The organism is Paenisporosarcina sp. TG20 (assembly GCF_000286315.1).
Classification (GTDB): Bacteria; Bacillota; Bacilli; order Bacillales_A; family Planococcaceae; genus Paenisporosarcina.
In genome coordinates, this window is the sequence record NZ_ALJG01000241.1 from 1 (window position 1) to 12,850 (window position 12,850).

General features: G+C 35.7%; 11 protein-coding genes. 7 read left to right on the forward strand and 4 right to left on the reverse strand.

All coding sequences use genetic code 11. From position 1 onward, the window contains the following. The first annotated feature begins 222 nt into the window (after nt 1-222). Nucleotides 223-1,335 carry a competence protein CoiA family protein gene (locus B371_RS0105970; RefSeq protein WP_050995783.1) on the forward strand — a complete coding sequence of 371 codons (1,113 nt, stop codon included), beginning with the start codon at nt 223-225 and terminating at the stop codon, nt 1,333-1,335. Nucleotides 1,336-1,380: 45 nt separating this feature from the next. After that, nucleotides 1,381-3,198 carry an oligoendopeptidase F gene (gene pepF, locus B371_RS0105975; protein ID WP_019413394.1) on the forward strand — a complete coding sequence of 606 codons (1,818 nt, stop codon included), beginning with the start codon at nt 1,381-1,383 and terminating at the stop codon, nt 3,196-3,198. A 788-nt stretch (nt 3,199-3,986) separates the two neighbouring features. Here the strand turns inward: pepF and B371_RS0105980 are convergent. From B371_RS0105980 to B371_RS0105990, 3 genes are all read right to left on the reverse strand, one after another. Beyond that, a complete protein-coding gene (locus tag B371_RS0105980; RefSeq protein ID WP_019413395.1) occupies nt 3,987-4,835 on the reverse strand; it encodes a ClpXP adapter SpxH family protein in 849 nt (282 codons plus the stop codon). Further along, nucleotides 4,832-5,230: a globin gene (locus tag B371_RS0105985; RefSeq protein ID WP_019413396.1), complete on the reverse strand. Its 399-nt coding sequence runs from the start codon at nt 5,228-5,230 to the stop codon at nt 4,832-4,834. The genes B371_RS0105980 and B371_RS0105985 overlap by 4 nt, the downstream gene beginning before the upstream one ends. A 134-nt stretch (nt 5,231-5,364) precedes the next feature. Continuing rightward, complete coding sequence (locus B371_RS0105990; protein ID WP_019413397.1) at nt 5,365-5,937, reverse strand: CYTH domain-containing protein; 573 nt, start codon at nt 5,935-5,937, stop codon at nt 5,365-5,367. Nucleotides 5,938-6,046: 109 nt separating this feature from the next. Here B371_RS0105990 and B371_RS0105995 point away from each other — a divergent pair, with 109 nt between their 5' ends. The 4 genes from B371_RS0105995 to B371_RS0106010 are packed head-to-tail and all read left to right on the forward strand — an operon-like array spanning nt 6,047 to nt 8,832. Next, nucleotides 6,047-6,433 carry a hypothetical protein gene (locus B371_RS0105995; protein WP_019413398.1) on the forward strand — a complete coding sequence of 129 codons (387 nt, stop codon included), beginning with the start codon at nt 6,047-6,049 and terminating at the stop codon, nt 6,431-6,433. 50 nt (nt 6,434-6,483) lie between these two features. After that, nucleotides 6,484-7,140, forward strand: coding sequence for a GTP pyrophosphokinase family protein (locus B371_RS0106000; RefSeq protein ID WP_019413399.1), 657 nt, complete (start codon nt 6,484-6,486; stop codon nt 7,138-7,140). A gap of 17 nt (nt 7,141-7,157) precedes the next feature. Beyond that, nucleotides 7,158-7,958 (forward strand): NAD kinase, encoded by an 801-nt coding sequence (locus B371_RS0106005; RefSeq protein WP_019413400.1) that lies wholly within the window; start codon nt 7,158-7,160, stop codon nt 7,956-7,958. Next, nucleotides 7,930-8,832 (forward strand): RluA family pseudouridine synthase, encoded by a 903-nt coding sequence (locus B371_RS0106010; RefSeq protein WP_019413401.1) that lies wholly within the window; start codon nt 7,930-7,932, stop codon nt 8,830-8,832. Before B371_RS0106005 ends, B371_RS0106010 begins: the two co-directional genes overlap by 29 nt. Here B371_RS0106010 and prpE read toward each other — a convergent pair. Then, on the reverse strand, nt 8,820-9,563 hold the full coding sequence (prpE, locus tag B371_RS0106015) for a bis(5'-nucleosyl)-tetraphosphatase PrpE (RefSeq protein ID WP_019413402.1): 744 nt from the start codon (nt 9,561-9,563) through the stop codon (nt 8,820-8,822). The genes B371_RS0106010 and prpE overlap by 13 nt on opposite strands. Nucleotides 9,564-9,664: 101 nt before the next feature. Here prpE and mgtE point away from each other — a divergent pair, with 101 nt between their 5' ends. Then, complete coding sequence (gene mgtE / locus B371_RS0106020; RefSeq protein ID WP_019413403.1) at nt 9,665-11,038, forward strand: magnesium transporter; 1,374 nt, start codon at nt 9,665-9,667, stop codon at nt 11,036-11,038. Nucleotides 11,039-12,850: the final 1,812 nt, after the last annotated feature.

The following is a 12,850-nucleotide window of genomic DNA, read 5'->3' on the forward strand; positions in this document are numbered from 1 at the left end:
CTATCTTATAAAGGACCGGGCATACTTTACCCGGTTTTGCTTAATAAATCCAAGGCTTGTATAAAAATAACGTTTTAGAATACTCATGTTCAACTTGATTAACTTGACTGAATATTTTTTTATTGCATTAATGAAGAAATATTTGTAAAATATTGAAAAGGGGGAATATATATATTAACTGCTTACAAAGATGACAAAGAAATTTTCACAATAACAAGACTGATGACTAAAGAACAATTAGTGTATTTGCGAAACACGAGTCAATTTAAATGCCCTCAGTGCGATAGCCCACTTCGCTTGAAAATAGGGAAAATCGTGATCCCCCATTTCGCTCATATCGTTTTAACAGATTGCTTATCTTCATTTTCAGAAAGAGAATCTCCCACACATTTAATTGGAAAACAGCAGCTTGCCGAATTCTTTACACGTGTAGGATGTATCGTTTCGGTTGAAGCATATTTACCAAAAATATCACAACGACCCGATTTATTAGTTAAAAAAAATAAAAGATCATTTGCAATCGAATTTCAATGTAGCGTTATTCCAATAGTAGATATCGAGAAAAGAAATCTAGGCTATTCTAAAGTAAACACTCGTTCAATTTGGATGCTGAGGACACCCTTGAATATATATAAGGATTCAAAAGGTATTACATATATAAAATTATCAAGGTTTATGCAATACTTCATTACCAATGAGACAACAACTGCTACTTTAATCACATATAATCCTTCAACTTCTGAATTTATTTATATTAGTCATTTAATGCATTTAAATGATACGGCTTTTGTTGCAAAGATTAGTGCTCTATCCATTGAGCAACAAACTTTTCCTTTTGCTCAAGTAAAAACACTCACTACAGCAGAAAGAGCCGAATATTGGAACATGTTCAAATATAAACGATCAAGATCTCTTCATAATCGCATTATGTCTGGGAAATTTGGGGCGATGGATAAGTTTTTAAAAAATTGTTACGAACAACGTATAGTACCTGAAGATATGCCTTTATTTGTTGGTTTCCCTATAAAAGGGTCTGAAGTAATACAAAACAATCTAATTGAATGGCAATTAGCACTTTTAATTTCATTTAAAGAAAAACATATGGATTTTAATTGTATAACCAACGAGTGGATTGAATCGTTTATAATATTACATTGTAAAGTAGCTGATACGGATAAAGCAAAAACAGTTATTAGCCATTATTGTCGTTTACTCCAATTCATTAACTACAAGATAGATGTACCGATATCTCAACAACAGATTAGTGAATCAATATTAATAAATTATTTTAATGGGGAAAAGTTGCAAATAGATGTGATAGTTGAGAGAATATAGTGGTTATTCCCATAGTACAATAAGTTATTTAAGGAGGAACAATGAATGACTAACGAAACTAAAAATAAAGTCCTGACTCGTAAGGAAGTACCAACAGAATTAACATGGAAGCTTGAAGACATCTTCGCAAGTGACCAAGCCTGGGAAAGTGAATACCAAGAAGTAAGCACGCTTGCAGAAGAATCAGATACTTTTAAAGGGACTTTTGGAAGTGGTGCAGAAGCATTATACAAGGCATTGGTATATCAAGATGAGGTATCAGAACGAATTCATCGTTTGTATACCTATTCTCATATGCGCTACGATCAAGATACAACGAACAGTCATTACCAAGCAATGGATAGCCGCATTAAAACATTGCTTGTCAAAGTTTCTACGGGCCTATCCTTTATGACACCTGAAATTTTATCTTTAAGTGAGTCAAAAGTTTTAAGTTACGTAGAAGAACATGAAGGTTTACAATTATATAAACAGGCGCTAAAAGAAATAAACGAAATGCGCCCTCATATATTACCAGCCGAACAAGAAGCATTGCTTGCCCAAGTGTCGGAAGTGACAAATGCATCTTCTGAAACATTTAGTATTTTAAACAATGCCGATCTAGAATTCCCATCCATAAAAGATGAGAATGGGGATGAGCTTGAATTAACTCAAGGAAGGTATGTACGCTTTTTAGAAAGCGGAGATCGTCGTGTCCGTGAAGATGCATTCCGAGCGATGTACGGCACATACGGAAAATTCCGTAATACTTTTGCATCAACCCTTGCCGGAAATGTAAAACGAGACAATGTGAATGCACGTGTACGAAACTATAAGTCTGCTCGTCATGCTGCGATGTCAGAAAATCAAATACCTGAACAAGTGTATGATAACTTAGTTAATACTGTGAATAAAAATCTGCACCTTTTGCAACGTTACGTGTCATTACGCAAGAAAGTTTTAGGTCTGGACGAGTTGCATATGTGGGATCTCTATACCCCGCTTGTTAAAGAAACAAAAATGGAAATTCCTTATGAAGAAGCTAAAAACATTATGCTAAAAAGCTTTGCTCCACTTGGTGAAGAATATGTGTCAACCGCTACTAAAGGACTTGAAAATCGTTGGGTGGATGTGGTTGAAAATAAAGGAAAACGTTCTGGGGCATATTCATCAGGCTCATACGGAACTAATCCATACGTTTTAATGAACTGGCAAGACAATGTAAATAACCTATTTACTCTGGCTCATGAATTCGGTCATAGTTTACACAGTTATTATTCACGCGAAAACCAACCATATGTATATGGAAATTATTCGATATTTGTAGCTGAAGTTGCATCAACCTGTAACGAAGCGTTGTTAAATGAATATATGTTACAAACAATTGATGATGAAACTAAACGTATTTACTTACTAAATCATTGGTTAGAAGGATTCCGTGGTACGGTATTTCGTCAAACCATGTTTGCAGAATTTGAACATTTAATTCATCAGTTGGACCAAGACGGGATAGCATTAACTGCAGATAAACTAACAGAAGTATATTTTGAATTAAATAAAAAATACTTTGGTGATGACATTGTGGTAGATGAAGAAATTGGTCTTGAGTGGGCTCGAATTCCACACTTCTACTATAACTATTATGTATATCAATATTCTACTGGCTATAGCGCAGCGGTAGCATTAAGCAATCAAATTTTATCAGAAGGTCAGCCAGCAGTAGATCGTTATATAAATAAATTTTTAAAAGCCGGTAGTTCAGATTCACCGATTGAAGTATTGAAAAAAGCAGGTGTTGATATGACATCATCTGCGCCAATAGAGGAAGCATGTAAAGTATTTGAAGAAAAACTAGCAGAACTAGAAGGTTTATTATTAAAATAATCTCTTTATTAAATTATACTGTTAATTGTTAATGACTGATACTATCCGTGGGGGGCAGTGATCTTCCTCAAGCGAACAGAATGTTGGTTACGAAGGGTTGGCCTCCCGAGTAGCGTTCTTTCGTTCCATTGTGCTCCTGTGGTCTAATTTGGACAATATTTCCCCACTGGAGTCCCCACCATTGACTTGAATTACCTATAATTAAAAAATTAACTGTAATATAACATAGCTAAAGTAGTTGAGATAAAGACCTTCATTCTAATAGAGTGAAGGTCTTTAAACTACTATTTCGAAATAACATTAACTTTTATTTGAAATTTATTAATTTTACCTGTTGCACTTAATTTATGACGATTTTGTGAAAAAGATTGTGAAAAATTGATTTATTAACTATGTTATGATATCTTAAAGATGTGAAAAAAATCACATACAAACTTACACCCCTTTGTTTGAACGTGAACATTTCTCCCATCCCCTTTGTGATAAAAACCACCTATCTAGAAATGGAATAGGTGGTTTTTAATTACATCAACATACTATACTATACGATTAGTATTGATAGAGATAGGAGGGGGTTATTAAAGAGCTGATTTAAGAATTATTACTACTATTAACGAGACACGAGTGAAAAAGCATAATAGGGAATCCAGGCATCTTCCCAGATTATTTGACACCTTTAAATAGAGATTTCTTGTATGAAAACTATTATTCAAAGAGAAACTAAAAAACACCCTCGAACACTGTACTTATAAGTACAGTGTTCGAAGGTGTTTTATTTAACTTCATTGTTATCTAGACATTAAAGAAGACATGCGATGAGTGTTATTGTTTTCTTGAGAGTACGTTTTGAGGCGCCAATGATTGGTATCGACTAATGGAATTCTTTCTAGTTGTTGCAATAACATTCGTTTTTTTAATTCACATTCCGCCGCATATTTTGTAACTCCATAAATGGAAGCTATTTCATTTGTAGACAAACTTTGATAGCGGAGAAAGAGTTCATCGAGTGTTGGGGGGTCTTGTGGAAACAATTCCATATCCAACATTTCAGCTAAAACTTTCTCATAAACTTTATAAGAATAAAGTCCGGTAATTTTTAGACCCTCGTCCTCGATATGCTCATTAAAAAATACAATGCTTGGAGATTCATTAACATTCATCTCACGACTAATGTAGAGATCACACTGAAATGCACGTTTTGCTTCGTTTGAATAAATATCAGATTTGAATTCTTGTATATCTAACTGTGCTTGCTCTGCAATAGATATTAAACTAGAATAAGTAGCTACACTTTTTGTATCTAAAAATAGTTGTTCTTGTAATTTTTGAAGAAACCGCATTCCTACACGTTTTCCTTGAAGTTCTGCAGCTTTAATTGCTATTGATGGAAGTGAGGAATGTGTAAAATCATCATCATTTATAGATTCATTTTTACATAATAAGTTAAGGTTAGAAAGCTTTGTGCTTAAAACTAAACGTAAAGTGAAATACTGTTCATATTCCACTTGTAATTTCCGTAAAATTGGTTGTAAATCAAAGCATGAAGAACACAAGGGATCAATAAATGCGTAAATCTCAATTGGCTTTGTTGAGCTTATAGAAACAACCGGTGCGCTTGGTATTTGCAGGTTATTCACACGATTTCCTCCTCAGGATTAGGCAGGTTGGTCATATGATGGGCGGTCAGTACAAGCCGATTATAGAAGTCGTCACGAATTTTTCCTTCCAGTTTCACCTCATCCATTGCAAGTGCCATACACTCGAGCCAAGCCTGGGCTCTATCAGGTGTGATGGGAAAATGCATATGTCGAGCACGTAACATAGGGTGCCCATGTTCTTGTGAATATATATTAGGTCCGCCTAGATATTGTGTCATGAATTGTTTTTGTTTACGAGCGGTTTCCGTAAAGTCTTCTGGGAATATAGGCTTAAGCTTTGGATGTACCGCGACTTTTTCGTAAAATGTATCAATAAGTTGCGACAATTTATCCGGACCGATTTCCTCATAAGGGATTATAGGTTTTCGAGTCAATATTATGAACTCCTTTGCTTTAGCTGTATCTCCATTCTATCAACCTCACGAATTTTTCACAAATAAATCGATTCCTATAAATTTAACACTTCATGGAAATTAAGGACGTTATCATAGAATGAACTTACATTGTATTACTTATAATTTGCTGCTTTCATGAATCTTGCAATTTTTTTCATTGTTGGACGTTTTGGGATTTTAAAAGTATTAAGTAATTCATTGAAGTGTTTTTGCCCTTTCGATAGATCGTTTACTTCATATTCTACTTCAAAATCAATATGATCCAAATATTCAGAACGATCGAGAACAAGCAGGCCATCTTTATAGGCTATTTCAGCACGTTTAGTACTAAGAGTGCCAAAAGGAATCAAAATTTTAGGTAACTGTTGAAATTCATTATAAATTCCGGGTTTTATCTCGCCTTTATTAAGTATCTTAGCTCGTTCAATATTAGAAATTAATTGAGTTGTTTCGATCATAGTATGGGTATTCTCCCCAGGTTCTTTTAATGTTAATTCATTTCGTTCGCCAAGAACCCTTAAACGAAAAGCCTTGAAAGCGTCACGTAACTGGTAATCTACGGTGTCAAAGTAAGTATTTGTTTGCAATTGAAAGTCTTGATCCGCAATGCCAAATTCATTGCATAATTGATCAAACTCTTCTTCTTGCAATAGATTTTTAAATTCTATTTCTTTCTGAACTGTCACTACGAAATCATCTCCTTATATACTTATTATCCTTGAAAATTTGCAAACTGCAACATATGAGCAGCTGTGATAAAATAATAGGTAGTAAAGATTGAAAGGAAGAGCTACATTGCGTAAAACTTATACTGTAATTAACGGTGTTAAAAATGGGTCAGAAATTCGCTTTTTATTAGAAGAAGATTCCTCAGGTCATGAAGTTAAAGCAGGAGGTCAGTTAATTACGGATTCAGAGAAAAATGCTTTCGTTTACTTAATGGATGATACAGTTGGCTATACACATATACAATTTCCCAAAGCAGTATGGTCATTACTTGCAGATTCTCTTGTTGCAGATAAAGAACCAGTTTTAGTTTGGGGGAAGAAGGATATTTCACTCGATAATTTTCGGGAAGAGCTAAACATGCTTATTTTTAATATTGAAGGAAACCACAATTATGGCGAAGAATTTTCTACTGCCGTTGAAGAAGTGTTTAAAGAACGTCTTTCTACACAATAATCTTTTTTTATTATAACAACACGCTATATCAATGTCAGGGGGGACTTGTTATGGGGCAATGGGACCGTTTTTTAGAGAATTACAAACAAGCGGTAGACGAATTGAAAGTTAAATTTAAAGGCATGCGGACACAATATGAAATTGAAAATACAAACTCACCTATAGAGTTTGTTACTGGACGAGTAAAACCAATTGCAAGTATCTATGATAAAACGCTTGAAAAAGGAATAGCATTTGAACCATCCGCTAATTTAAGCCAAGAACTGCAAGATATTGCTGGTCTACGCATTATGTGCCCATTTGTTGATGATATTGAAAAGGTGGTCAAATTATTACGTGATCGTCACGATATCATAGTTGTAGAAGAACGTGATTATATTTCACATGAAAAACCAAGTGGCTATCGTTCTTATCACATGATCGTTGAGTACCCTGTTCAAACCATTCATGGAAAAGTTCACATATTAGTAGAAATACAAATTCGCACTTTAGCAATGAATTTCTGGGCATCTATTGAACATTCATTAAACTACAAATATAAAGGAATATTTCCAGAAGAAATAAAAAATCGTTTGCAAAGTGCCTCTGAAGCAGCAAATCGTTTAGATGAAGAAATGTCACTAATACGAACTGAAATCCAAGAAGCACAAAAATACTTTAGTGACTATAAAGAGGGTGGAAATGTGAATTTCCCATCAAACTCTTAAGAAAGTGGGAAGTGTTGATGAAATTTGCTATACAATCACGCAATGATGAACACTCAAATGAACTAATGGCTCGTGCTAGAACATACTTAACCGATTTTGGATTAGTGTGGGATGAAGAATCACCTGATATTGTCATTTCCATTGGTGGAGATGGGACGTTATTACATGCCTTCCACCGATATCGCGAACAACTATCTACAGTAGCATTCGTAGGAATTCATACAGGCCATTTGGGGTTTTATGCTGATTGGAAACCTGCTGAAATCGAAAAATTAGTGATTTCCATTTCTAAAAAAGATTTTGAAGTTATAGAATACCCATTACTTGAAGCAACAATTAATTTCAAAAAAAATGATGAGCAAAATATTTATTTAGCATTAAACGAAAGTACCATTAAATCTCCTGATGTTACTTTAGTAATGGATGTGGAATTAAATAATAGCCATTTTGAACGCTTTCGTGGCGATGGTTTATGTATGTCCACACCTTCTGGGAGTACAGCTTATAACAAAGCACTTGGTGGAGCAGTGATTCATCCTTCATTTGAAGCTATTCAGTTAACGGAAATGGCATCCATCAATAATCGAGTGTTTCGAACAGTAGGGGCTTCATTGGTGTTACCAGCTCATCATAAATGTGTATTAAAACCTGTAAAAGCAGCTGATTTTATGGTGACAATTGATCATATACAATTGTCACTTAAAGATGTTAAATCCATCCAATATCGTGTGGCAAATGAAAAAGTAAGATTCGCCAGATTCCGTCCTTTCCCATTTTGGAAACGGGTACATGATTCGTTTATCGATAACGATGTGTAAACAATTTTCACTTACCTTTCAAGCGGCAGAGGATGTACTTCTCCGAGAAGCGCTGTCTAAATGGGGAATATCTAAAAGGACATTAACCTCGATTAAATATGATGGCGGCTCCCTACTTGTAAACGGACAAGAAAAAACGGTCAGACATCCACTAATAAAGGGGGATGATGTGACCGTTATTTTTCCAATTGAAGAAATAAGCTCGGGTCTAATTTGCCAAGAAGGTTATTTAGACATTGTATATGAGGATGAGGTATTGTTGATTATTAATAAACCGACTGGTCAAAGTACAATACCTTCACGAGAACATCCATCAGGAACATTGGCGAATTATGTTGCTTTTTATTATAAACAAATGTCGATTCCTTCAACTGTTCATATTTTAACTCGTCTTGACCGAGATACATCTGGTTTAGTTTGTTTAGTGAAAAATCGACATATTCATCACATCATGAATTACAACCATGTGACAAATAAGACCTATGAGGCCATAGTCCACGGTAAGGTTGAACAACATATGCAAAAAATTATAGCGCCAATAGGAAGAAAAGCAAGTAGTATTATTGAGCGGGAAGTTCGTGAAGATGGAATTTTTGCCCATACAGATGTTCATTTAATTAGTAATGATGTGCATATATCACATGTAAAGTGTATTTTGCACACGGGAAGAACACATCAAATACGGGTTCATTTAGCACATATCGGTCATTCAATAGTTGGTGATGATCTATATGGAGGGGATCGGGAGTTAATTAAACGTCAAGCCCTTCACTGTTCATCTGTGGATATTAAACATCCCCTAACAAATGAAATGTTGACTTTCACGAGTCCCTTACCAATTGATATGAAAAAAGTGCTTGTTCAATCGTCATAATCGTGAAATTTTTCTTTCACATACGGTTGAATTGAGGGGACTGACACCACGGTTAATTCGGGATAACGGAGAGCTGATAATTTCCCTCCAAATACACATCCGGTGTCGATATTCACAGTATTGTTCATAAAGCGTGCTTCTTTTATTGGTGTATGACCGTACACAATTAAAGCAGTACCTTTATAATGCTTAGCCCAATCTCTGCGAACTGGTCTTCCATCTAAATAACTTTCGCCAGTAATATCTCCGTATAGTACAAAAACGATTATATTTTTTTGGATGGGTTTCCCAATCATATCTTCTCTAATTCCTGCATGTGCAACAATGAGGTGGTTGTTATCGAGCTGTTGATAAAATGGTAGCGACTCATAAAAATTGATGTAACGTTTCCTTATTTGTTTTCGTTTTTCTTCTGACAATTGATTAAATTCTTCAACAGTAGTTTCTAACCCATGAGAAATATGTACTTTATGTCCCTTAAAAAAGCGGTATAATTTATTGCAATGATTTCCTGGGGAATACTGTAATAAGTCAGCATCCTGCAATGCAAATAACAGCTCTAAGACTTCAAGTGATTGAGGTCCTCTATCAGTTGCATCACCTACAAAAACGAGTTTACGTCCTTGTGGATGAACAAAAATATTTTTTTGACGCTGATAACCCAACTTAGTAATTAAGGTTTCTAGTTCTTCAAAACATCCATGAATATCTCCAATAATGTCATACGACAAATTCTTCACCTCTTATACATATAAGTATTGCGATATCAATATTGTACCCATACAATGATAAATGTAGAAATGAAAAGATTTAAAGAAAGGAGGGGGCATACATGATAGAAGACCGTAAAAACAATGAAGAACAACAATTTGATGCCGAACAATTAATTACGTTTTTAAATGATCAACAAGTTGATGCATTTAGAGAAGAGTTCTTAACCCTACATCCGTATAACCAGTCACAGTTCTTTGAACAGGTGGGACCTGATAGTAGGCAAATTATTTATCAGTATCTCTCTCCAAAAGAAATGGCTGAAATTTTTCAATCAATAGAACTTGATGATGATGAATATGAACCGTTTTTACAAGAAATGGAAATTTCTTATGCTGCAGATATGTTAAGTGAAATGTATGCTGATAATGCAGTAGACGTTTTAAATGAACTCGGTAAAGACCAAGTTGCTAGTTATTTAACTATTATGGATAATGAATCTGCTCAAGAAATTAAAGATCTATTGCATTATGAAGAGTACACTGCTGGTTCTATAATGACAACGGAGTACGTTGCAATTCCTGAAAATTCAACTGTTGGATCTGCCATGGCCTTATTACGGAAAGCGGCACCAGAAGCAGAAATGATTTATTATATATTCGTAGTTAACGAAAATCATCAATTAACAGGTGTAGTGTCTTTGCGAGATTTAATAATTGCTGACATGAATACATTAATAAGTGAAATTCGTAATGAACGGGTTGTCAGTGTATCGGTTAGTGATGATCAAGAAGAAGTTGCAAGAATGTTTAAAGACTATGATTTCTTAGCAGTTCCAGTGGTTGATTTCCAAAATCATTTACTTGGCATTATTACGGTCGATGATATTATAGATGTTCTAGAAGAAGAAGCGAATGATGATTACTCCAAGTTGGCTGGTGTTTCAGAGATGGACACGTTTGATAAAGGGCCGTTAACAGCAGCAAAAAAAAGACTGCCATGGCTAATTATTTTATTGTTCTTAGGAATGATTACTGCAAACTTGATGGGGGCGTTCGAAGCAACCTTAGACGAAGTAGCAATTTTAGCTGTTTTTATTCCACTAATTGCAGGCATAGCTGGAAACAGTGGTACACAAGCACTCGCTGTTGCAATTCGAGGGATCGCAACAGGAGATATTAAAAACCAAAGCAATCTTAAATTGCTGATGCGAGAAGGAGGAACTGGCCTAATTACAGGAGCAGTTTGTGCTTTGGTAGTTGTAGGAGTAGTTTATTTCTTATACCACGATTTGTTGTTAGGATTATTAGTAGGAACAGCAGTAGTATGTTCAATTTTTGTTGCAACTTTATCAGGGTCATTTGTGCCTTTATTTATAAATCGGTTGAACATAGATCCTGCAGTTGCGTCAGGCCCGTTTATTACAACACTAATTGATATTATTAGTATTACAATCTATTTAGGATTAGCAAGCATGTTTCTCACTCAACTTTAAGAGGTACCCCTAAGAAGCCTTTTAAAGTAGTAAGAAATTTAAAGGAAAAGCGAAATCACACTATAAAACTGAAACAAAAAATAAATAAATTGGGCTGTCCCAAAAGTCATATAAAATGACTTTTAAGGGCAGCCCTCTTTTCATAAAAAAATGACTCAATTGAAAAAAAGACTTTCCATGTTGCCAACTAATGGGGACGTCTGTTTCAGCAGGTATAACAATTTTAAAGGAATATAATGGTCATTTCCTGCTAAGTGTATGAAAAATAGTCTCGAGTGGACGGAAAGTTATGCTGAGTGGACGAAAAGATGTCATGAGTGGACGGAAAGCCGATTTGAATGGAAGAAAAACTGATTTGAGTGGACGAAAAGTATTAACTGGAATGTATTTCTCTTTTTAGAAATTGTGTAGAAGAAGTATTCCTGCTAGCTTTGTATCGCTCACGATTCAAAAGATTGTCACTGAAAATAGATTTCGTTGCAATGATGGATAAATACACACTAGTTGATTGAAGCGCAGGTGGCGACTTCTGCGGGAAAAGCATGAGCTGAAGGCCCCGCAGGAAAGATGCTGGCCAAAAGCCAGTATCTTTGCGACGAGTAACCGCAGGAGCACAATGGAACGAAGGCTAAGAACGCCACGTCGTGTGGCAAAGCCTTCGTGACCAACATCCTGTTGGCCCGAGGAGACTCAAGCGATGCCCGCGAAAAGCGTCCACCGCAGCGGAAATAAACAGGTTTCTATGGTTACCCTTCTTAAAAGGACCGGGCACACTTACCCGGTTTTTCTTACAAGATAAGAAAGTATATGACTATAGAGTGCCAAGAACCCTGTATTCATAGTGGTTTTTAGTATATGGAGACTAACGTGAATTTCCAAGGTGGGACTCACGCTAAACCGATAAATGTAAAGGCGGATTTTCTTTTTTAAAGATCACAAGTCTCCTCTTGAATTTCAGTGGAATTGATGTTTGTTCAGTAATATAAACTTGTTTAGTAATCCAATCTAAATGTATGGTGTGGGTACTTTCATTTAACAAGACGACTTTAATATTTATTTTTAAAACATATTGTCTTCAATGTTGATTTGTAACTAGGTGAATGATTTACGTTCCAGGCGGCGACTCCGGCGGGAAAAGCGTGTTCGGTGAGCCCCCGCAGGAGCACAATGGAACGAAGGCTAAGAACGCCACGTCGTGTGGCGAAGCCTTCGTGACCAACATCCTGTTGGCCTGAGGAGACTCACGGACCCGCCCGCGGAAATAACGGAAATCATACCGGAAACCAAAGTTGACCCTGTGTGCTGTCTTAAAAGGATCGAGTATACTTACCCGGTTTTTCTTACAATATAAGAAAGTATATGACTATAGATTGCCAAGAACCCAGTGTTCATCGTGTTTTTAGTATATGGAGACTTACATGATAAAACAGAATTTTCACGGTGGAACTTACACTAAACATATAAATGTAGAGGCGTGATTTCCTTTTTTAAAAGCACACAAGTAACCTCTTGAATTTCAGCGGAAGTGAAGTTTGTTCATTGATATTCTTGTTTAGTAATTCTATCTAAATATAGATGTGGGTACTTTCATTTTAAAAGATCGGACGATTTTTTATATTTTCTTTTTAAACTATATTTGATCACGGTTATTTTAACCAGGTGAATGATTGAAGTGAAGGGCGGCGACTCCAGCGGAAAAAGCGAGTCCAGTGAGACCCCGCAGGAGCGCACAATGGAACAAAGGCTAAGAACGCCACGTCGTGTGGCAAAGCCTTCGTGACCAACATCCTGTTGGCCCGAGGAGGCTCACGG

Excerpts from the sequence above, each read along its gene's own strand:
- B371_RS0106010 (WP_019413401.1), top strand. The coding sequence starts at position 7,930 with ATGATTCGTTTATCGATAACGATGTGTAAACAATTTTCACTTACCTTT.
- mgtE (WP_019413403.1), top strand. The coding sequence starts at position 9,665 with ATGATAGAAGACCGTAAAAACAATGAAGAACAACAATTTGATGCCGAA.
- B371_RS0106005 (WP_019413400.1), top strand. The coding sequence starts at position 7,158 with ATGAAATTTGCTATACAATCACGCAATGATGAACACTCAAATGAACTA.
- pepF (WP_019413394.1), top strand. The coding sequence starts at position 1,381 with ATGACTAACGAAACTAAAAATAAAGTCCTGACTCGTAAGGAAGTACCA.
- B371_RS0105970 (WP_050995783.1), top strand. The coding sequence starts at position 223 with ATGACTAAAGAACAATTAGTGTATTTGCGAAACACGAGTCAATTTAAA.
- B371_RS0106000 (WP_019413399.1), top strand. The coding sequence starts at position 6,484 with ATGGGGCAATGGGACCGTTTTTTAGAGAATTACAAACAAGCGGTAGAC.